The sequence below is a fragment of the Actinoplanes sp. ATCC 53533 genome, from assembly GCF_003947245.1.
In genome coordinates this window covers 1-19907 of record NZ_QHHV01000127.1, presented here as the reverse complement: position 1 = coordinate 19907, position 19907 = coordinate 1, and the positions used below count along the sequence as shown (strand labels likewise).

Annotated in this window: 18 protein-coding genes; 6 read left to right on the top strand and 12 right to left on the bottom strand. The window is 72.2% G+C overall.

The window, feature by feature from the left end:
• Positions 1-17 precede the first annotated feature (17 nt).
• Entirely contained in the window at positions 18-746 is a 729-nt protein-coding gene (locus DMB66_RS36125) for an HAD-IA family hydrolase (protein WP_199752825.1), read from the top strand.
• Between the two features lie 105 nt (positions 747-851).
• On the opposite strand, the gene DMB66_RS36120 is transcribed toward DMB66_RS36125, so the two are convergent.
• From DMB66_RS36120 to DMB66_RS36090, 7 genes are all read right to left on the bottom strand, one after another.
• Positions 852-1493, bottom strand: a complete 642-nt coding sequence (locus tag DMB66_RS36120; protein ID WP_125808620.1) for a GntR family transcriptional regulator — start codon at positions 1491-1493, stop codon at positions 852-854.
• A 33-nt stretch (positions 1494-1526) separates the two neighbouring features.
• Complete coding sequence (locus tag DMB66_RS36115; protein WP_125808619.1) at positions 1527-2420, bottom strand: biotin-dependent carboxyltransferase family protein; 894 nt, start codon at positions 2418-2420, stop codon at positions 1527-1529.
• Positions 2417-3034: an allophanate hydrolase subunit 1 gene (locus DMB66_RS36110; RefSeq protein ID WP_125808618.1), complete on the bottom strand. Its 618-nt coding sequence runs from the start codon at positions 3032-3034 to the stop codon at positions 2417-2419. The genes DMB66_RS36115 and DMB66_RS36110 overlap by 4 nt, the downstream gene beginning before the upstream one ends.
• Positions 3031-3858 (bottom strand): putative hydro-lyase, encoded by an 828-nt coding sequence (locus DMB66_RS36105; RefSeq protein WP_233625085.1) that lies wholly within the window; start codon positions 3856-3858, stop codon positions 3031-3033. The genes DMB66_RS36110 and DMB66_RS36105 overlap by 4 nt, the downstream gene beginning before the upstream one ends.
• Positions 3855-4616, bottom strand: a complete 762-nt coding sequence (locus DMB66_RS36100; protein ID WP_125808617.1) for a LamB/YcsF family protein — start codon at positions 4614-4616, stop codon at positions 3855-3857. Before DMB66_RS36100 ends, DMB66_RS36105 begins: the two co-directional genes overlap by 4 nt.
• 19 nt (positions 4617-4635) lie before the next feature.
• A complete protein-coding gene (locus DMB66_RS36095; RefSeq protein WP_125808616.1) occupies positions 4636-5859 on the bottom strand; it encodes an NRAMP family divalent metal transporter in 1224 nt (407 codons plus the stop codon).
• Between the two features lie 92 nt (positions 5860-5951).
• Positions 5952-6596: a methyltransferase gene (locus DMB66_RS36090; RefSeq protein WP_125808615.1), complete on the bottom strand. Its 645-nt coding sequence runs from the start codon at positions 6594-6596 to the stop codon at positions 5952-5954.
• Between the two features lie 75 nt (positions 6597-6671).
• Between DMB66_RS36090 and DMB66_RS36085 the strand changes: the two genes are divergently transcribed.
• Both DMB66_RS36085 and DMB66_RS61610 read left to right on the top strand, forming a co-directional pair.
• Positions 6672-9737, top strand: a complete 3066-nt coding sequence (locus tag DMB66_RS36085; protein WP_125808614.1) for a bifunctional diguanylate cyclase/phosphodiesterase — start codon at positions 6672-6674, stop codon at positions 9735-9737.
• A 178-nt stretch (positions 9738-9915) separates the two neighbouring features.
• On the top strand, positions 9916-10221 hold the full coding sequence (locus tag DMB66_RS61610) for a hypothetical protein (RefSeq protein WP_158647486.1): 306 nt from the start codon (positions 9916-9918) through the stop codon (positions 10219-10221).
• Between the two features lie 112 nt (positions 10222-10333).
• Here DMB66_RS61610 and DMB66_RS36075 read toward each other — a convergent pair whose 3' ends face one another.
• Positions 10334-10684: an Lsr2 family protein gene (locus DMB66_RS36075; RefSeq protein ID WP_125808612.1), complete on the bottom strand. Its 351-nt coding sequence runs from the start codon at positions 10682-10684 to the stop codon at positions 10334-10336.
• Between the two features lie 306 nt (positions 10685-10990).
• Between DMB66_RS36075 and DMB66_RS36070 the strand changes: the two genes are divergently transcribed.
• Positions 10991-12115, top strand: coding sequence for a cellulose binding domain-containing protein (locus tag DMB66_RS36070; RefSeq protein WP_125808611.1), 1125 nt, complete (start codon positions 10991-10993; stop codon positions 12113-12115).
• Positions 12116-12807: 692 nt separating this feature from the next.
• On the opposite strand, the gene DMB66_RS36065 is transcribed toward DMB66_RS36070, so the two are convergent.
• Positions 12808-14487 (bottom strand): GMC oxidoreductase, encoded by a 1680-nt coding sequence (locus DMB66_RS36065; RefSeq protein WP_125808610.1) that lies wholly within the window; start codon positions 14485-14487, stop codon positions 12808-12810.
• Between the two features lie 46 nt (positions 14488-14533).
• Positions 14534-15550: a zinc-binding dehydrogenase gene (locus DMB66_RS36060; RefSeq protein ID WP_125808609.1), complete on the bottom strand. Its 1017-nt coding sequence runs from the start codon at positions 15548-15550 to the stop codon at positions 14534-14536.
• Positions 15551-15599: 49 nt separating this feature from the next.
• On the opposite strand from DMB66_RS36060, the gene DMB66_RS36055 reads away from it, so the two are divergent.
• On the top strand, positions 15600-16601 hold the full coding sequence (locus tag DMB66_RS36055) for a LacI family DNA-binding transcriptional regulator (protein WP_125808636.1): 1002 nt from the start codon (positions 15600-15602) through the stop codon (positions 16599-16601).
• A gap of 139 nt (positions 16602-16740) precedes the next feature.
• Here the strand turns inward: DMB66_RS36055 and DMB66_RS36050 are convergent, their stop codons facing one another.
• Together DMB66_RS36050 and DMB66_RS36045 are read right to left on the bottom strand one after the other, a co-directional pair.
• A complete protein-coding gene (locus tag DMB66_RS36050) occupies positions 16741-17769 on the bottom strand; it encodes a LacI family DNA-binding transcriptional regulator (protein ID WP_125808608.1) in 1029 nt (342 codons plus the stop codon).
• 279 nt (positions 17770-18048) lie between these two features.
• Positions 18049-18882: a LuxR C-terminal-related transcriptional regulator gene (locus DMB66_RS36045; protein ID WP_125808607.1), complete on the bottom strand. Its 834-nt coding sequence runs from the start codon at positions 18880-18882 to the stop codon at positions 18049-18051.
• A 74-nt stretch (positions 18883-18956) separates the two neighbouring features.
• On the opposite strand from DMB66_RS36045, the gene DMB66_RS36040 reads away from it, so the two are divergent.
• On the top strand, positions 18957-19907 hold a 951-nt coding region (locus DMB66_RS36040), incomplete at its 3' end, for an AMP-binding protein (protein ID WP_148112790.1).

Genomic DNA, 19907 nt, shown 5'->3' with positions numbered 1-19907 from the left:
TCGATAGGTTGGCAGGCATGCTGAGCGTTCCGGCCGCCCTGCTGCTCGACTTCGGCGGCGTGCTCGCCGACGCGCCCCGGCAGGATCCGGCGCCGCCCGAGCTGGTGCTGCGGCTCTACAACCTGACCGGGGGCACGCTGACGCCGGGCGAGATCAACCGGGCGCTGACCGCGGGCGACCACGCGTACGCCGCTTGGCGCGACGAAGACCACCCCGACGAGCTGAGCCAGGCCGAGGTCTGGCAGCGCTTCGTCACCGCCGGCTGGCCGCCGCGGGCCCGGGACGCCGTACGCCTGCACGCCGCGAAGCTCAGCTACGACTGGGCCTGGCGCTCGACGTGGGCGCTGCGCCCGGGCATCCCGGAGGCGCTGCACGCGGCCCGGGCGGCGGAACTGCCGTTGGCCGTGGTCAGCAACACGCTCTGCGGCGCCGCCCACCGGGACTTCCTCGCCAAGGCTGGCGTCGCCGGTCTGTTCGCCGCGCAGGTCTACAGCGACGAGGCGGGCGTCCGGAAGCCGAACCCGGAGATGATCTGGAAGGCCGCCCGCGAGCTGGGGGTGCGGGCCGAGCGATGCTGGTTCGTCGGGGACAGCCGCCGGCGCGACATCGTCTGCGCCCGGCGGGCCGACGCCGCGGCCGCCGTCCTGATGCGCTCCCCGCGCACCGACCGGGAGGATCCGACCGGCCTCCCGGAGCCGGACGCCGTGGTGGAGGACGGCTTCGGCCTGCGCGACCTGCTCCTCTAGGCGCCCGCTCCAGGGCAGGTGGCCGAGGATTCTCTAGGGCAGGTGGCCGGGGACTCGCTTGGGCAGGTGGCCGGGGACTCGCTTGGGCAGGTGGCCGGGGACTCGCTAGGGCAGGTGGCCGAGGACGATGCGTTCGGAGGTCAGCAGGTAGTCGCGCAGCATCTCCGCCGCCTCGTGCGCCTTGCCGGCCTCGTAGCTCGCGGCGATCTCGGCGTTCATCGCCACGAACGGCCGGTGCAGCGCCTCGATGTCCGGCGCCGCCACGAAGGCGAGCCGCAGTTCCGCCGTCAGCTGGCGCATCCAGGCGTCCAGCCGAGGGCTGCCGGCCAGCGCCACGATCTGCTCGTGGAAGTGCATGTTGGCGGTGCCGACCGCGCGCCAGTCACCGGCCGCGACGCCGCGCCCGGCCTCGTCGACGGCCGCCCGCATGCCCGTGGCCCGGGGCGGATCGGTCGGGGCCTGCTCCAGGGCCGAGCATTCCAGCAGGACGCGCACCCGGTAGATGTCCGCGATCTGCGCCGACGTCAGGGTCGCCACGAAGACGCCCCGGTGCGGCTGGCGGACCAGCAGCCCTTCCTCGATCAGCGTCGAGAAGGCCTCGCGCAGGGTGTTGCGCGAGACGCCGAGCGGGCCGGTCAGCGATGACTCGGAGAGCCGGGTGCCCGGCGCCAGCTCGCCGTTGATCATCGAATTGCGCAGCTGCTCCACCGCCCTGGTCGCGGAGCCCGGCTTCTCCACCGTCGTCACCCGGTCAGTCAATCAGCCGCCGGCGCGGGCCCGTCACGCGGGCGCGACCGTGAACCGCAGCCGGGCGCCCGGGCGGGCCTGGGCGGCGCGATCGGCGGCGGCCGGGGTCAGCACGGCGATCACCGGGTAGCCGCCGGTCACCGGGTGGTCGGCCTGGAAGACGATGGGGTGCCCGTCCGGTGGCACCTGCACCGAGCCGCGGACCACGCCCTCGCTGGGTAGTTCCTCGGTGCGGGCGCGGGCCAGGACCGGCCCGTCCAGCCGCAGCCCGACCGAGTTGCTGGCCGGGGAGACGGTGAACTCCGCGCTCAGGAACGTCTCGATCGCCGCGGCGGTGAACCAGTCGTCGCGCGGTCCGAGATCGACCTCGAGCGGGCCGTCCTCGTCGGGGACCGCGACCATGCCACTCGCGACCGTGCCGTCCGCGACCGTGTCATCCGCGGCCGTGCCAGTCGCTGGCGAGGACGGGGCGGGACCGATCGGCAGGGTGTCGCCGGGGGCCGGGCGGGGCGGGCCGACCCCGGCGAGCTGGTCGGTGGAGCGGGAGCCCAGCACGACCGGCGCGGCGAAACCGCCGCGGACCGCGAGGTAGCTGCGCAGACCCCGGCGCGGCATGGTCACCGCCACCTCGGCGCCGGCCGCGACGGTGACGACCTCCTCCACCGCCGTCCGCGTGCCGTCCACGGTGAGGACCGCGTCGGTGCCGGTCAGCACGATGACGGCCGGCTCGTCGAAGCGGACCCGTAGCCCACCGAGCGTGCATTCCAGCGCCGCGGCGCCGCGCGGGTTGCCGACCAGCGCGTTCGCCCGGGCGTACGCGGACCGGTCCACCGCCCCCGACGGCGCCACCCCCTGCCCGGCGTGGCCGGGCCGGCCCTCGTCCTTGAGGACCGTCAGCGGGCCGGCGCGCAGGATCGTCATGGTCATCGGTCCACCGCCTTGAAGATCACTTCGACGCCGGGGACCAGCAGCGCCGGCTCCGGCCGGTTCAGGTCCCACATGCGTGCGGTGGTGCTGCCGATCAGCTGCCAGCCGCCCGGGCTGTCGCTGGGATAGACGCCCGAGAAGCGGCCCGCCAACCCGACCGAGCCGGCCGGGATCCGGGTCCGGGGTGAGTCCCGCCGGGGCACGTCGAGGCGCGGGTCGCCGCCGGTCAGATAGCCGAAGCCGGGGACGAAACCGGCGAACGCCACCGTCCACCGGGCACCGGTGTGCAGCGCGATCACCTCGTCGGGGCTCAGCCCGGTCCGCTCGGCCACCTCGGCGAGGTCCGGCCCGTCGTACCGCACCGGGATCTCCACCGTCGAGGTGCCCATGCGGCGCTGCCCGGCGACGTGCAGCCCGGCGGTGGCCTTCTCCACCTCCGCCGGGGAGGTGACCGCCGGGTCGAGGCGGATCAGCACGGTCCGGGCGGCGGGCACCAGGTCGACGACCCCGGGCAGCGCGGCCGTCCGTAGGGCGGCGTAGAGGGCCAGGGCCGTGTCGAGGTCGTCGACCTCGGCCAGCAGCGCCTCGCGGCCGCAGCGGAGAAAACTCGTCATCGCTCATATTCTGTGTCGGGGATGTCGGTCACGAACATGTGGCCGGGCGCGTGGGTGACCGCGTACGGCACCTGTGATGCCATCACAGCGGCCTGCGGGGTCACGCCGCAGGCCCAGAAGACCGGGACCTCGCCCGGCCGGATCTCCACCGGATCACCGAAGTCGGGCCGTCCCAGGTCGCTGATGCCAAGCCCGGCCGGGTCGCCGACGTGCACCGGAGCGCCGTGCACGGCCGGGAACCGGCCGCTGATCGTGACCGCGTCGGCGACCCGGCCGGCCGGGACCGGCCGCATCGAGACGACCAGCTCGCCGTGCAGCCGGCCGGCCGGGCGGCAGGCCCGGGAGGTACGGAACATCGGCACGTTGCGGCCCGTGGAGATGTGCCGGACGTCGATGCCGGCGGCGAGCAGTGACGCCTCGAAGCTGAAGCTGCAGCCGATCAGGAACGCCACCAGGTCGTCGCGCCAGGCGGCGGTGGCATCCGGGACCTCCTCGACGAGCCGCCCGTCCCGCCAGATCCGGTAGAGCGGCAGGTCGGTGCGCAGGTCCGCGCCGGCGGCCAGCACGGTGGCCGGCGAGCCCGGGTCGCTCACGTCCAGCACGGGGCACGGCTTGGGGTTGCGCTGGGCGTACAGCAGCATGTCCCAGGCCCAGTCGCGCGGCACCGCGATGAGGTTCGCCTGGGCCGCGCCGGGCGCCAGCCCGGCGGTCGGCCGGACCAGCCCGGCCCGGAACGCGGCGCGCAGGTCTGTGGCGCTCAGGTCTGTGGCGCTCAGGTCTGTGGTGCGCGGGTCTGTGGTGCGCTGCTCCGCGGCCGGGCTCACGGGCCGGATCCGGCGAACGCGGTGATCGGCACGCCCGCGCCGGTGAGGGCGTCGTGGACCGCGCGGGCCATCGCGACCGCGCCCGGCGAGTCGCCGTGCACGCAGATCGAGTCGGCCTCCACCTTGATCACCGAACCGTCGACCGCGACCAGCGTCCGGTCGGTGACCAGCCGCAGCATCCGTTCGGCCACCATCTCGGGGTCGTGCAGCAGGGCGCCCGGCTCGCGCCGCGGCACCAGCGTGCCGTCCGGGCGGTAGCCCCGGTCGGCGAAGGCCTCGCGGACGGTGGTCAGCCCGGCCTCCTCGGCCAGGTCCAGGAAGACCGAGCCGGGCAGGCCGAGGACGGGCAGGTCGGGGTCGTACCGGCGGACGGCGTCGACCACGGCGGCGGCCTGCTGCTCGTGGTGCACGATCGCGTTGTAGAGCGCGCCGTGCGGCTTGACGTAGAGCACCCGGTCGCCGGCCGCCCGGGCCAGCCCGTCCAGCGCGCCGAGCTGGTAGATCAGGTCCGCGACCAGGTCGGCGCTGTCGTAGTCGATGAACCGGCGGCCGAAGCCCGCCAGGTCCCGGTAGCCGACCTGGGCGCCGATGACGACGCCCTGGCGTACCGCGCGTTCGCAGGTGGCCAGCAGGGTCCGCGGGTCGCCGGCGTGGAACCCGCAGGCGACGTTGGCACTGCTGACCACGTCGAGCATCGCGTTGTCGTCACCGAGCCGCCAGGCGCCGAAGCCCTCACCGAGATCGCTGTTGAGGTCCATGTCTGTCTCCTCGCGCCGGTCAGCCGGCGAGATAGTCGAAGATCGTGCGGGCCGAGGTGATGCCCATGTACCAGGTCAGGGCCGCCACGACCGCACCGAGCACGAGCAGCCACACCGGGTACGCGTAGCCGCGCAGCAGTTCCCGACGGCGCCAGGCGGCGTACAACAGAATGGTGAACCCGATCGGCAGGATCAGCCCGTTGAACCCGCCGGCGAAGACCAGCAGGGCCGACGGCGCGGTGCCGATCAGCAGGAAGATCACCGTGGTGAAGGCGATGAAGCCGACCGTCGCCCAGGACCGCGGCCGTGGCTCGCTGAACCGCTTCGAGAAGGCGTCGAAGAACGACACCGAGGTGAAGGCCGCGCCGATGACCGAGGTGATCGCGGCCGCCCAGAGGATCACGCCGAACGCCCGCAGCCCGAACTCGCCGGCCGCCGACTCGAACGCCTGCGCGGTGGCGTTGCCCTTGGTGTTCAGCGCGACGCCGCCGCTGACCACGCCGAGGATCGCCAGGAACAGCAGGAAGCGCATGAGGCCGGTGACGGCGATGCCGGTCAGCGCGCCGCGGGTGACCTCGCGGGCGTGCTCGGGGCCGGTGGTGCCGCTGTCCAGCAGCCGGTGCGCGCCGGAGTAGGTGATGTAGCCGCCGACCGTACCGCCGATGATCGTGGTGATCGCGGCGAAGTCGATCTCGTCGGGCAGCACCGTCTGGCGCAGCGCCTCACCGACCGGCGGGCCGGAGACGATCGCGACGTACAGGGTCAGCAGGATCATCACCACGCCGAGCACGATGAGCAGCCGGTCCATCGCCATCCCGGCCCGCTTGACCACGAAGATGGAGATCGCGATCAGCGCGCTGATCAGGCCGCCGAGCTTGGGGTCCAGGCCCAGGGCCGCGTTCAGGCCGAGGCCGGCGCCGGCCACGTTGCCGATGTTGAAGACCAGGCCGCCGAGGATGACCAGGGCCGCGAGCAGGTAGCCGGCCCCGGGCACCACGGCGTTGGCGAGCTCGTGCGCCCGCTTGCCGCTGACCGAGATGATCCGCCAGATGTTCATCTGGACGACGAAGTCCACGAGGATCGACATCAGGATGCCGAACGCGAACGCGGCACCCAGGGCCGCCGTGAAGGTGGTGGTCTGCGTGATGAAACCCGGCCCGATGGCGCTGGTCGCCATCAGGAAGATGGCACCGATCAGGGCGGTTCGGCGGGTGCGGGCGGGCGCGGTCGTCTGCGTCGTCATGGGCTCTCCTCGATCGGGGTAGTTCGATTGGAGGCACCCCTGACGGTAGGGATTGTTCAACGATCGCACAAGAGTTGTTGAACAATCTGCGATTACCGGGTCTGCGGAACTACCTGCCACACGCTGGTACGCCGCACCGGCACGCTCTCCAGCGACTCCAGCACCGGCACCTCGTAGGTGGCCCGGCGGACCATCCCGTCCGTCGGCAGGTAGGCCCGCCCCGGATCCCCGACCAGCACCAGCGCGCCCCGCCCGGCCGCGCGGCGCAGGAAGGGCAGCACCCGCCCGGCCATCTCCCGGCTGTAGAAGACGTCGCCGGCCAGGATCACGTCCGCCTCCGGATACCCGCCGGCGAGCAGGTCGCCCTCGACGAGCCGGATCGGCACCCCGTTGGCCTCGGCGTTGGCCTCGGCGGCGGCCAGCGAGAGCGGATCGATGTCGTTGGCCGTGACGGTGCGCGCCCCCGCCCGGGCCGCGGCCACCGCGACCAGGCCCGAGCCGGTCGCCAGGTCCAGCACCGCGCGCCCGCTGACCAGCTCCGGCTCGTCGAGCACGTGCCGGGCCAGGGCCTGGCCGCCCGCCCAGGCGAAAGCCCAGAACGGAGGCGGCTGTTCGGCGCCCGCCGCCTCGGTCCGCTCCCAGAGCTCGATCGGCTCCTCGGCCTGGTGTAGCAGCAGCTCGGGAAGGAAGGGCACGGGCGCGAGTCGTGTGTTGGCGCGGATGAAGTCGGTGGACACGTGCCGATTCTGCTCAGTTGCTCCGGTGTGGGACCGATCAGGGCAGCGTCTGACGTTCATCCCGGAGGGAGCCGCATGCCGACCAGGCTGACCGCCGCCCTCTTCGGCCTCTGGATGGCCCTGCTCGGGTGCGTCTTCGCGGTGGTGCCGGCCTGGCAGCCGCCCGTCGGCGTGCTCGCCGGGGCTTCCGCCGTACTGGCCGTGCTCGCCGGCCTGCGCCGGCACTACCCGATCCGGCGCGGGCCTTGGCAGTTGCTCGCCCTCGCGGTCGGGCTCTCGTTCGCCGGCGTCCCCGCCTACACCGCCCGGCCCGTCTTCTCCCACATGCACACCATCGGCACCGGCTTCCTGCTCGCCGGCTATCCACTGCTGGCGCTGGTGCTCTACCGGTTCGTCCGGCTGCGCACGGGCGGCCGTCGCGACACCGGCGGGCTGCTCGACGCCCTGACCCTGACCTCCGGCGTGGCCCTGCTGGCCTGGACCTTCGTGATCGGGCCGCACCTGCGGGACACGGACCTGTCGTTGGCCCAGCAGTGGGTCGCGGTGGCGTTCCCGGTCGGTGACCTGCTCTGCCTGGCGTTGCTGACCCGGCTGCTGACCGCCTCCGGCCGCCGGCTGCCGGCCGCCGGCTGGCTGGCCGCCGGTGTGCTGGCGCTGCTGCTCGCGGACGTGGGCGGCAACCTGGTCTCGCTGCGCGACGACCTCGCCTTCCTGGCCACCTTCGGGCGGGTCCCGATGTACGCGGCCGTCGGCCTGGCCGCGCTGAGCCCCTCGATGGCCGAGCTGACCCGGCCGGTCGCCACACCGCTGGCCGAGCTGGGCCGGGTCCGGCTCGGCCTGCTGGCGCTGGCCTCGCTGGTGGCCCCGGCCGTGCTGGTCTTCCAGGTCAGTGTCGACGGGGAGGTGCCCGACCTGACCGTGGTCGCGGCGCTGAGCGCCTTGACGTTCCTGCTGGTCCTGGCGCGGATGGCGGGCATCATGGCCAGCCACCGGCTGGCCCTGGCCCGCGAGCGCGGCCTGCGTGAGGCCTCGGCCGCGCTGGTCTCCGCGGCCGACGCGGACGAGGTCGGCAACGCGGTCCGTACGGCCGTGGCCCAGCTCCTGCCCGCCGACGTGCCGCACGGCGTGGTGCTCGCCATGGCCATCACCGAACCGGAAGGGCCCGTCGCCCCCGAGGTCGCGGCCCAGTCCGACTTCGACCGCGCCACCGGTACGGCCGCCCGCCTCGTTGCCACCCGCGACGTCGACTGGGCGGTCGCGGTCCGGCTCACCCACTTCAACATGGTGCTGCGCTGCCCGTTGGTGCTGCGGGACCGCCCGAACGGCGACCCGCTCGTCGGGGTGCTGCACGTGGGCGGGCCGACCTGGGCGCTGCTCGGCCTGCAACGGGCGCTGGAGGTGCTGGCCCACCAGGTCGCCCTGGCGCTGGAGCGGATCGGGCTGAGCAAGGAGGTCACCCGGCGCAACAGCGAGGCCTACTTCCGCACCCTGGTGCAGAACACCTCGGACGTCATCCTGATCGTCGACGAGGACGAACGGGTCCGGTACGCGAGCCCGTCCGCGGGACACGTGCTGGGCGGCGACCCGGTGGGCGCCTCCCTGCCCGACCTCATCCACCCCGGCGACCGGCTTCGGCTCGCCGACGTGCTAGCCGCCGTCCGTGGCGGCGAGGGCACGCCGGAAGGCCTGGACTTCCGCGCTGTCGGGCGGCGCCGTACCGAAGTGATGCTCGAGATGCACTGCCGGGACCTGCGCGCGGACCAGACGGTCGCCGGCCTGGTCGTCACCCTGCGTGATGTGACCGACCGCCGCCAGCTCGAACGCGAACTGACCCACCAGGCGTTCCACGACTCGCTGACCGGACTGGCCAACCGGGTGCTCTTCGCCGACCGGCTGCAGCACGCGCTGGCTCGCGGCGCCCGCGACGGCTCGGTGGTCGGCGTGCTCTTCATCGACCTGGACGACTTCAAGATCGTCAACGACACCCTGGGCCACGCGACCGGCGACCAGCTGCTGATCGCCGTGGCGGCCCGGATCGCGGGCGCGCTGCGGGCCGACGACACCGCCGCCCGGCTCGGCGGCGACGAGTTCGCCGCGCTGGTCGAGAACGTGCAGGACCCGGGCGCGGTCGAGGAGACCGCCACCCGGATCCTGGCCGCCCTGGCCGAGCCGATCATGGTGGACGGCGGGCCGCTGCAGGCCGTGGCGAGCATCGGCATCACCACCACGCCGGAGGCGGACACCGCCGACGCGCTGCTGCGCCAGGCCGATCTGGCCCTGTACGTGGCGAAGGGCGCCGGCAAGAACCAGTGGCGGCGCTACCAGTCCCACCTGCACAGCGCGATGGTGGACCGGCTCGAACTGCGCTCGGCGCTGGACCACGCGGTCAACGAGGGCCACTTCCTGCTGCAGTACCAGCCCATCGTCGACCTCGGCACCGACGAGGCGGTCGGCTTCGAGGCGCTGGTGCGCTGGCACCACCCGCAGCGCGGGGTCATCGCGCCGGACCAGTTCATCGAGGTGGCCGAGGAGAGCGGGCTGATCGTGCCGATGGGCCGCTGGGTCCTCGACCAGGCCCTGCACACGGTCGCCCAGTGGCGGCGCATCCTGCCACGCATCCAGCAGCCGTACGTCAGCGTCAACGTCTCGGTCCGCCAGTTCCGCCAGTCCGGCTTCGTCGAGCAGGTCAAGGCCTCGCTCGAATATGCCGGCGTGCCCGCGCGGGCGCTGATGCTGGAGATCACCGAGACCCTGCTGATGGGCGACGACGAGCAGATCTGGACCGACCTGGCCACCCTGCAGGAGGCCGGCGTGCGGATCGCCATCGACGACTTCGGCACCGGCTACTCGTCGCTGGGCTACCTGCGCCAGCGCCCGATCGACGTCCTGAAGATCGACAAGACCTTCATCGACGACATGGTCGGCAGCGAGCAGCAGCTCGCGCTGGTCGCGGGCATCATCAGCCTGGCGCAGACGCTGAACCTCACCGTGGTCGCCGAGGGCATCGAGGACGCTACGCACCGGATGCTGCTGGCGCAGCTCGGGTGTCCGCTGGGGCAGGGTTACTACTACTCGGAGCCGCTGGACGCGACCGAGGCGCTGGCCTGGCTCCGCAATCCGTTGCCCCTCGCTGCCGTCTGAGCCCATCCGCGGCGGATGACCTAGGCAGTTCGCTGCATGGGCACCAGCGGAAACGTCAGCCTCGGGAGCAGCGTCAGATTTTTCCCCTGCATTCTATATTTTTCCGAAAAATCGGAAAAAAGAGTGACAGCGAGTAAGGCTTTCGGGTGTCAATCACTCCACCCTGAAAGGACACACCATGCGACGTGCAGGCCTCCTGATCGCCGGCATGTTCCTCGTGACCGGAGCGGGTCTCGCCGTGGCGAACCCCGCGGCGGCCGCCCCGGACTCCGGCGCCGACCGCCCCCGCGGCTATCACTGCCATTGGTACAACGGGCACGGCCATTGGAACGACTGGTACGACTGGGACGACGGTGACGACTGGGGTCCCATGCGGCGCCGCGTCTGTCACAGCCACCGTCACCGCGGCATGGGGCACGGCCACGGCCACGGCCTCATCAGCGTCGGCGTCGGTGTCCACATCGGCATCGGCGGCCACAACTGACCTTGCGGCGCCTGCCGCCGTCCGGGCCGGCTTGCCGCCTGAGAATTAACCCACCCCTAAGCAGAAATCGGCGCCGCCGGACCGGCGGCGCCGATTTTCCGCGCCGCGAAATCTATCGCTTGCTGTGGTACGCCTCGACGATGGAGCTCGGGATGCGGCCACGCTCGGAAACCTCGTAGCCGTTCTTCCCGGCCCACTCGCGAATGGCCTGGTTCTGGTCGCGGCTCGCCCGGCCGGTGCTCGCCGGGGCGGCCGTGCGCCGGCCGGAACGGGCATCGACGCCGGAGCGACCGACCCGCGTCGCCACCGACAGGTACGGGTCCAACGCCTTACGCAGCTTGCCGGCGTTCTTCTCCGACAGGTCGATCGAGTAGTTCACACCATCGAGTCCGAACTCGACGGTGCGGTCGGCCTCGCCCCCGTCGAGGTCATCGGTCAGAAGGGTAATTACCTGCTTGGCCATGAGTGGTTGCTCCCGGGACGGCGCCATTGTCTATGAGAATTCCTGCGTATTCATTCTGTCCGTCCGTGCCGAGGTGTGCAAATTGTCCGCGCTGCATGTCGCGCAGATCATCCGTTCCATTCGCCGCGCCCGGCCTGCGGAGCGCGGCCGAAAACGGGCGGTGGCCCGCCCCGGTGCGCGCGCCAGCTCGATAAATTCATGAAACTTCCCGGCAACACTTCTCACGCCCGTCAATGTGTTGTACGTTGCGTGGGAGCGCTCCCACGCAGCCCTTCCCCGAGGGATCCCCCACCTTCAGGAGCAGTCATGAGACGCGTCATCCGCGCTGTCACGGCGGCCGCTCTGCTGGCCGCGGGCACGATCACGGCATTCGCAGTCGCCGGTCCCGCCCAGGCAGACACGCAGATCTGCGAACAGTACGGCTCGACCACCATCGGCGGTCGCTACGTGGTGATGAACAACCGTTGGGGCACCTCGGCCCAACAGTGCATCAATGTCACCGACAGTGGATTCGCCATCACCGCTCAACAGGGCGTCGGCAACACCAGCGGCGCGCCGGTGTCCTACCCGGCCGTCTACCTCGGTTGCCATTACACGAACTGCTCACCCGGCACCACCCTGCCGATGCAGGTCAGCGCGATCAGCAGCGCGAACAGCAGCATCAGTTACAACTATGTCTCCGGCGCCACCTACGACGCGGCGTACGACATCTGGCTCGACCCGTCGCCGAAACGGGACGGCGTCAACGCCATGGAGATCATGATCTGGTTCAACCGGCAGGGCTCGATCCAGCCGATCGGCTCGGTCGTGGGCAGCACCACCATCGGCGGCCGCAGCTGGCAGGTCTGGCAGGGCAACAACGGCGCGAACAACGTCATCTCGTACGTCGCCCCGTCGGCGATCACGAGCTGGAGCTTCAGCGTCCTGGACTTCATCACCGACATCCGGAACCGTGGCGCGATCACCAGCGCGTGGTACCTGACCAGCATCCAGGCCGGCTTCGAACCGTGGATCGGCGGCACGGGCCTGGCCGTCACGAACTTCTCCGCGTCGGTCAACGGCGGGGGCGGCGGTCCGACCACCCAGCCCACCACCCAGCCTCCGACGGGGACCTCGGCCTGCAAGGTGACGTACGCGGCGGACTCGTGGGGCAGCGGCTTCGTGGCGAATGTGACCGTGGCCAACACCGGCAGCAGCGCGCTCAACGACTGGACGCTCGGCTTCACCCTCCCCGGTGGCCAGGCGGTGACCAGTTCGTGGAACACCATGCTCTCCGGCAACAGCGGCGCGGTGACCGCTCGCAACGTGGCCCACAACGGCAGCATCCCGGCCGGCGGCAGCACGTCGTTCGGCTTCCAGGGCACCTACAGCGGCAGCTTCGCCAGCCCATCGACCTTCACCCTGAACGGGTCGGCCTGCACGAAGGCCTGATCTTCGCGCATCCCAGCATGCCCCGCCCCGTCGCCGATCAACCCGGCGGCGGGGCGGCCGGCGTACGGCTTGCAGCTCTGCTTCCCTGTTCTGCAGCTCTGCTTCCCTGGTACGGCGGCCGTCGTTCGGGATCGTGTTCGGAGTTCGAGGTCGAGGCGGCGTGCCTGGTGTGCCGACGCTGGCCGAGCCAGACCTTGGCCGTTTCGCGCGGCCTGAAGGTCTTCGTGGGCATCGCGCCTCGCCCGGTACGGCAATCGTCGCATCGCGGTGGCCTTGGGCAAGCTGGGTGCGCGGATCCTGGAGCATGTCGCCCCCGAGGTCGCTGAGCAGCGCGCAGCCGAGTTCCTGGCCGGCCAATAGGCTCAGGCGCACGGTAAGCGTGGGTTTACGCTGAGCCCGCTCGGTAACGGTCAGGTCCGGTTGAGTGGCTACCTGGATACGTCTGGTGCTGCGGCGGTTACTGCTGCTTTGGATCCGTTGTGTCATCCTCGGCACGACCCGGCGGAAGTGAGCCGTCCGGCGCACCCTGACCGGATTGACCGTCAGCCAAACCCCGGCCGACTGATCAACACCCCAACATCATCAGAGTCGTCCGCGACCCCATCCACCGTCCGTACTCGTCAGGGGGCGATGACCACCACCATCAATACCTCGAACTCCAGCCCTGATCACAAAGGCTGCTGCCGTGCGAGCTAAGCCGGCGGCGTTTCGGCGGGTTGGGTCGCCGGTCGCGGGACCGGCGTGATCCGTAGTGCCGCCGGTGCGTCGGCAGGCACCGCGGGGGAGTGGGGCGCGACCTGCTCGACGCGTTCGTAGGGTGCGCCGAGCGCCGGTCGCCGGTCGGCCTCGCCCTTGTTGGGCCACAGCGACATTGCCCGCTCGGCCAGCGCGGTGATGGTCAGCGACGGGTTCACCCCGAGGTTCGCGGGGACCACCGAGCCGTCCACCACGTGCAGGCCCGGGTAGCCGTACACCCGCTGGTAGGGGTCGACCACGCCGGTGCCGGCCGAGGCGCCGATCGTCACGCCGCCGAGGATGTGCGCGGTCATCGGGATGTTGAAGACGTCGCCCACCGAGCCGCCCGGATGACCGCCGATCTTGGCGGCGATCCGGCGTACCGCCTCGTGCCCGACCGGGATCCAGGTCGGGTTGACCGGGCCGTGGCCGGGCCCGGTGGTGAGCCGGCCGCGCTTGGTGCGCCGCACCGTCAGCGAGTTGTCCACGGTCTGCATGACCAGCGCGATGATCGTCCGGTCGCTCCAGCGCCGCTTCGACAGCGACCGCAGCAGGATGCCGGGATGGCGCAGCGCCTGGCCGAGGAAGCGGATCGGCCGCGGCACCCGGCCGCCGCCGTCCACCAGCAGCGTGGTGAGCAGGCCCATCGCGTTGCTGCCGGGCCCGTACCGGACCGGCTCGATGTGGGTCTCGGCGTCCGGGTGGAAACTGGAGGTGATCGCGACCCCCCGGGAGAAGGGCTTCTCCGGTACGGCCACAGTCTGCGCGCCCAGCAGCGCCTCCGAGTTGGTCCGGGTCAGCGCACCGAGCCGGTCGGAGAGCGCGGGCAGCACCCCGGTGTCCTTCATGGCGTGCAGCAGCCGCTGGGTGCCCAGCGCCCCGGCCGACAGCACCACCTCCCGCGCGGTGAACGTGCCTTGCGAGGTGCTGAGCTCCCAGCCGTCCGCGACCGGCCGCAGCGCGGAGACCTTGGTGTCCGGGTGCACGACCGCGCCGGCCCGTTCCGCGAGATAGAGGTAGTTCAGGTCGAGCCGGTTCTTCGCGCCGAGCCGGCAGCCGATCATGCAATCGCCGCACTCGGTGCACCCGGTCCGGGCCGGTCCGGCCCCACCGAAGTAGGGATCCGGCACGGTCCGGCCGGGCTCACCGAAGAAGACCCCGACCGGGGTACGCCGGAACGTGTCGCCGACCCCCATGTCCTGCGCGACGGCCCGGATGACCTCGTCGGAGGGGGTGATCGACGGCTGCTCGGTGACGCCGAGCATCCGGGCGGCCTGCGCGTAGTGCGGCTCCAGCTCCCGGGCCCAGTCGGTGATCCCGGCCCAGCGCGGATCGGCGAAGAACGTGGCCGGCGGCCGGTAGAGCGTGTTCGCGTAGACCAGCGAACCGCCGCCGACCCCGGCCGCGGACAGCACGACGATGTCCTTGAGCAGAGTGATCCGCTGGATGCCCCGCAGGCCGAGCGCGGGCGCCCAGAGAAAGGCCCGCAGATCCCAGGACGTGCGGGGCAGCGTGTCGGGGGTGAAGCGCCGGCCGGCCTCGAGCACGCCGACCCGGTAGCCCTTCTCGGTCAGCCGCAGCGCGGTGACACTCCCGCCGAACCCGCTGCCTACAACAACGATGTCGTAGTCCGTCATGCCGCCCAGCTCACCACGTCGGCGCCGATCGATCTAGTCACCGCGGTTAGCGCGGTTTGAGCAGAACCTTGATGTGGTCGCCGCTTTCCGCGTCGGCGAACGCCGCGGCCGCCTCGTGGAGCGGCCGGATCGCCGTCACGAAATCCGCCGCCGTGACCACCCCGTCGCGCAGCAGCCGCATCGCGTCGGCGTAGTCCTCCGGCAGGTACGTCGCGCTGCCCTGGATCCTGAGCTGGCTGTCCTGCAGCAGCGCCAGCGGCACCGTCACCTCGCCGGCCGGCACGCCCACCACGATGACCGTGCCGCCCTTGTTCGCGATCGCCAGCGCCTGCGTCGTGGTCGACTGTTCGGCCACGCAGTCGAAGACCACGTCGGCGCTCTCGGCCAGCGCCGCGCGTACCTGATCCGCCGCGTCCGGTGCGGTCGCGTCCACGGCCGCGTCCGCGCCGAAGGCCAGCGCCCGCTTGCGGCGCTGCGCCGAGCGGGCCGTCACGACGATGCGCCGGGCGCCGTAGGCCCGGGCCACCTTCAGCGTCAGCAGGCCGATCGTCCCGACGCCGAGGATCGCCACCGTCCGGCCCCGGACGCCGCCGGCCAGCCGGATCGCGTGCACCGGGGTCGACAGCGGTTCGATCAGGGCCGCCGTCGGGTCGTCGAGGTCGTCCGGCACGAGGTGCAGCCGGCGGACGTCGATCGTGAACGTGTCGGCCATGCCGCCCTGCGCCGAGCCGCAGCCGAAGAAGCCGAGGCGCTCGCAGAGGTTCTGCCGGCCGGCCCAGCACTGCTTGCACTCCCAGCACGGCAGGTCCGGCTCCACGGTGGCCCGCTGGCCGGCGCGTACCGTGGTCACGTCCGCGCCCACCGCCGTGACGACGCCGACCACCTCGTGTCCCGGCGCGTACGGCGGGTGCACGTTCGGGTGCCGGCCGCGCAACGCGTGCGTGTCGGAGCCGCAGACGCCGGCCACCACCATCCGGAGCTGTGCCTCGCCTGGACCGGGTGCCGGGATCTCCGCCTCGACGACCCGTACCCCGTCCGGCTGCACGACGACCTTGCGCATCATGGCTGGAGCATAGAGCCCGGGTTTACGCTGAACCGTGCGTGCAGCGACAATGTCCGACATCGCCCGGCGCGCCGGGGTGTCCCGGATCGCCGTCTCGTACGCCCTCAACGGCCGTCCCGGCGTCTCCGCGGACCTGCGCCAGCGCATCCTCGGCATCGCCCACGAGCTCGGCTACCGCGCGAACGGCGCGGCGCTGGCCCTGCACGGCGCCGCGGCCAACGCGATCGGGCTGGTGCTGCTGCGCTCGTCGGCCGCGCTGACCGTCGAGGTGTTCCGGCGTTGCCTCATCGCCGGGGTCCAGGCCGAGCTGGCCGGGCGCGGTTTCGGGCTGGCCCTGCAGCTCGTCGCCGACCTCGACGAGGAGGCGCGGGTCCACCGCCGGTGGAGCGCCGAGCGCCGGGTGGACGGCGTGCTGATCTGCGATCCGCGGCCGGACGATCCACGGATCGCCGTGGTGCGCCGGCTGGGGCTGCCGGCGGCGCTGATCGCGAGTACGCCCGACGACGGCCTGCCGGGCGCGTGGTGCGACGACACCGGCTGGACCCTGGAGCTGGTCGAGCACCTCGCGGGGCTCGGTCACGTCCGGGTCGCCCGGGTCAGCGGGCCGGCCGGGATGGTGCACACGACGATCCGCGACGACACGATGGCGCGGGCCTGCGCGGAGCGGGGCATCGCGCTCACCATCGTGCGGGCCGACTACACCGGCATCGCCGGCGCCGAGCGGACCCGCGAACTGCTCCGCGGCCGGGAACGGCCCACGGCGATCGTGTACGACAACGACGTCATGGCCGTCGCCGGGCTCGGTGTCGCGGGCGAGCTCGGTCTCGCCGTACCCGCGGACCTGTCGCTCGTGGCGTGCGAGGATTCCCCGCTCTGCCAGGTCGTGGGCCCGCCGTTGACGGTGATCAGGCGGGACATCGCCGCCTATGGCGGCCTGGCCGCGGCGCAGCTCTTCGCGGCGCTGGACGGCGAGGTCCGGCCGCCGGTACGGGCCGAGAGCGGTCGTCTCGAGGTACGCCGCAGCACCGGTCCGGCCCACCTCCCCGCCTGAGCCCGGTCATCCCGTGCCCCGGCGGGTTGCTGCGCGGGGCCTGCTGTTTCCCGGGCGGGGGCGCTGCGCGGGGCTGCTGTTTCGCGGGCGAGGGCGCTGCGCGGGGCTGCTCTTTCCCGGGCGGGGGCGCTGCGCGGGGCTACCTCTCCCTTGGCGGGGGCGCTGTGCTGGCGCGGGCGATCAGGTGGGCGGGCTCGTCGAGTCGGCTGTTCGCCTGTTCACCCGCGATGACGGAGAGCAGCAGCCGGGCGGCGTTCGCGCCATAGGCGACGATGTCGCGGGTCAGCGCGGTCAGCGGCGGATGCACGAGCCCACAGACCGGCGAGTCGTCCCAGGCGACGATGGACAGCTCGGCCGGTACCGCGTAGCCCAGCTCCTGCGCGGTGGCCAGTCCGGCAATCGCCATGATGTCGTTGTCGTACACGATCGCCGTCGGCCGGGGCCGGCCGGCCAGCAGCTCGCGGGTCGCCTGCGCGCCGGCCTCCCCGGTGTAATCGGTCCAGACCGTCGGTGCCGCGGCGACCCCCAACCGGTCGCAGCTCTCGGCGAACGCGCGGCCGCGCGCGCCCGTGTGCGCCAGCTCGGGGATGCCGGCCACCCGGGCGATCCGGCGGTGGCCCAGCCCGGCCAGGTGCTCCACCGCCTCGGCGACCGACACCGCGTCGTCGGACCAGAGACTCGGCAGCAGCTCGCCGTCGGTGGGCGGCCCGATGACGACGGCGGGGACACCGATCTCCGCGACCGCCGGGATCCGCGGATCGGCCGCGCGCACGTCGCAGAGCAGCACCCCGTCGACCCGGCCCTCGATCCACCACTGCCGGTAGACCTCGATCTCGGCGTCCGGGTCGTCGTCGGGGACCAACTGCAACAGCAGGGCGTACGAGCGGAGGGACAGCTCGGCCTCCAACCCGCTGACCAGCTCCATGAAGAACGGCTCCACGCCCAGCGTGCTGGCGGGCCGCCGCAACGCCAGGCCGACCATGTTGGCGGGGGCGCCGGCCAGGGCCCGGGCGGCCGCGCTGGCCCGGAAACCGATCCGGTCGGCGATCGCCAGGATGCGCGCCCGGGTCTGGTCGGAGACGCCGGGCCGGTTGTTCAGCGCGTACGAGACAGCGCCCTTGGACACCCCGGCCTCCCGGGCGATATCGGCGATCGTCGGTCTCTTCACCCTGCTGACCCTAGTCAGATCCTCGGTGTCGCGAATGTGCTCCAGCTGTTCGAGGACCCAGCGCGCCCAGTCGCGCCGCAGCTCGTAGTGTCGCCGGCCGAACTCCGCAGCCTGGGCCGCGGGCCTGCTCCTCGACGCGATCGCCCGGATCCCGCTGGTGCTGGGCCCTGTCCACATCCGTCGCGATCACCGCGACGATGGCGCTGCTGCCCCTGCGGAACGTCAGGTTCGTCAAGCAGATCCAGGCCCGTGCCGCGGCGCGGGCGGCCGAGACGCATCTCAGGGCAGGTGGCCCAGGCGGCGGGCGGTCATGACCGTCTCCATCCGGCCGTGCGTGCCCAGCTTGCGCATCGCGTTGCGCAGATAGCTCTTCACGGTCTCCGGCAGCAGGCCGAGGCGGCGGGCTGCCTCCGCGTTGCCGCAGCCGACCGCCACCATCGCCAGCACATCCAGCTCGCGCGGCGACAACGGATTCGGCGAGCGCGCCGGGCTGCCGGACTGGGCGAGCAGCGCGCACACCTCCTGCAGGCGCGACCGCAGGGCCGGGTCGGCCACCTCCTGGGCGATCGTGCGCAGGTCGGCGTGTGCCTGCCGGACGTCCTCCCACTCGGGAGCCGTCGGCGCCGCACGGGTCAGGACCGCGGTCGTCTCCAGCTCCTCGATCCGGCGCTGCACTTCCCGGCGTACGGTCAGCTCGGTGCAGACGCGCGCCGCCACCCGGCTCATCGCGTCGAGCGCGCGGTTGCCGACCGACAGCGGCTCGCGGGTGCCGGCGTACAGGACCGCCAGGACCGAACCGCCCACCGCGACCGGCACCGCGGCGATGGCACGCAGCCCCTCGACAGTGACCGGCTTGTCGTACTCGTGGCTGATCCGGGGGTCGGTGGCATAGTCGTCGACCCGGCCCGGCCGCGCCGAACTGACCACCCGCCCGCCGAGCCCGTGGCCGGCGCTGACCACCAGCCCGTGCAGCGCGCCGGTCATGGTGCCGGCGAAGTCGGTCAGCCGCAGGGCGCGCCCGTCGGCGGCGACCGCCCCGCCGAAGGCGACCGGCAGCCCGGTGACCCGCCGGACGCGGCCCACGGCGGTGGACAGGTCGGCTGTCTCGGGCACGTCACCAGCATGTCACGGCGCTCCACCCCTGAACGGGGGTAGTGCGGCGGCTTCGACCGGCTCATGCTGCGGAGATGCTCTCCTATGCTGCCGGGACCTCCGACCTGCCGCTGCTCGGCGAGACGATCGGCGCGAACCTCGAACGCACGGTCGCGGCCCACGGCGACCGCGAGGCGCTGGTGGACTTGCCGTCCGGGCGCCGCTGGACGTACACGGAGTTCGACGCCGCGGTGAACGAGGTCGCCCGCGGCCTGCTGGCCCGCGGGATCGAAAAGGGCGACCGGGTGGGAATCTGGGCACCGAACTGCGCGGAATGGGTGATCACGCAGTACGCGACAGCCAAGATCGGCGCGATCCTGGTGAACGTCAACCCGGCATACCGGACGCACGAACTGGCATACGTGGTGCGCCAGTCGGGCCTGCGCCTGCTGATCAGCGCGGCCGCCTTCAAGACCAGCGACTACCGCGCCATGATCGCCGAGATCGGCTTCACCGAGACGATCTTCATCGGCACCCCGGACTGGGACGCCCTGATCGCGGCGGGGGAGGGCCGGTCGCTGGCGGAGCGGGCCGCGACGCTCGCCTTCGACGACCCGATCAACATCCAGTACACCTCCGGCACGACCGGCTTTCCCAAGGGCGCGACGCTGTCGCACCACAACATCGCGAACAACGGCTTCTTCGTGGGCGAACTGGTCGGCTACACCGAGTCGGACCGGATCTGCATCCCGGTGCCGCTCTACCACTGCTTCGGCATGGTGATGGGCAACCTGGCAGCGACCACCCACGGCGCGTGCATGGTCCTGCCGGCCCAGGGCTTCGACCCGGCGGCCACGCTGCGGGCGGTCACCGAGGAGAAGTGCACTTCCCTGTACGGGGTCCCGACCATGTTCATCGCCGAACTGGGCCTGCCGGACTTCAGCTCGCACGACCTGTCGTCGCTGCGCACCGGAATCATGGCGGGCTCGCCCTGCCCGGTCGAGGTGATGAAGCGGGTGGTGGCGGAGATGCACATGACCGAGGTG

Coding starts and splice junctions, on each gene's coding strand:
- DMB66_RS36100 (WP_125808617.1), bottom strand. CDS start 4,616: ATGGACCTCAACAGCGATCTCGGTGAGGGCTTCGGCGCCTGGCGGCTC.
- DMB66_RS36125 (WP_199752825.1), top strand. CDS start 18: ATGCTGAGCGTTCCGGCCGCCCTGCTGCTCGACTTCGGCGGCGTGCTC.
- DMB66_RS36070 (WP_125808611.1), top strand. CDS start 10,991: ATGAGACGCGTCATCCGCGCTGTCACGGCGGCCGCTCTGCTGGCCGCG.
- DMB66_RS36055 (WP_125808636.1), top strand. CDS start 15,600: ATGTCCGACATCGCCCGGCGCGCCGGGGTGTCCCGGATCGCCGTCTCG.
- DMB66_RS36110 (WP_125808618.1), bottom strand. CDS start 3,034: ATGACGAGTTTTCTCCGCTGCGGCCGCGAGGCGCTGCTGGCCGAGGTC.
- DMB66_RS61610 (WP_158647486.1), top strand. CDS start 9,916: ATGCGACGTGCAGGCCTCCTGATCGCCGGCATGTTCCTCGTGACCGGA.
- DMB66_RS36065 (WP_125808610.1), bottom strand. CDS start 14,487: ATGACGGACTACGACATCGTTGTTGTAGGCAGCGGGTTCGGCGGGAGT.
- DMB66_RS36095 (WP_125808616.1), bottom strand. CDS start 5,859: ATGACGACGCAGACGACCGCGCCCGCCCGCACCCGCCGAACCGCCCTG.
- DMB66_RS36085 (WP_125808614.1), top strand. CDS start 6,672: ATGCCGACCAGGCTGACCGCCGCCCTCTTCGGCCTCTGGATGGCCCTG.
- DMB66_RS36075 (WP_125808612.1), bottom strand. CDS start 10,684: ATGGCCAAGCAGGTAATTACCCTTCTGACCGATGACCTCGACGGGGGC.
- DMB66_RS36115 (WP_125808619.1), bottom strand. CDS start 2,420: ATGACCATGACGATCCTGCGCGCCGGCCCGCTGACGGTCCTCAAGGAC.
- DMB66_RS36060 (WP_125808609.1), bottom strand. CDS start 15,550: ATGATGCGCAAGGTCGTCGTGCAGCCGGACGGGGTACGGGTCGTCGAG.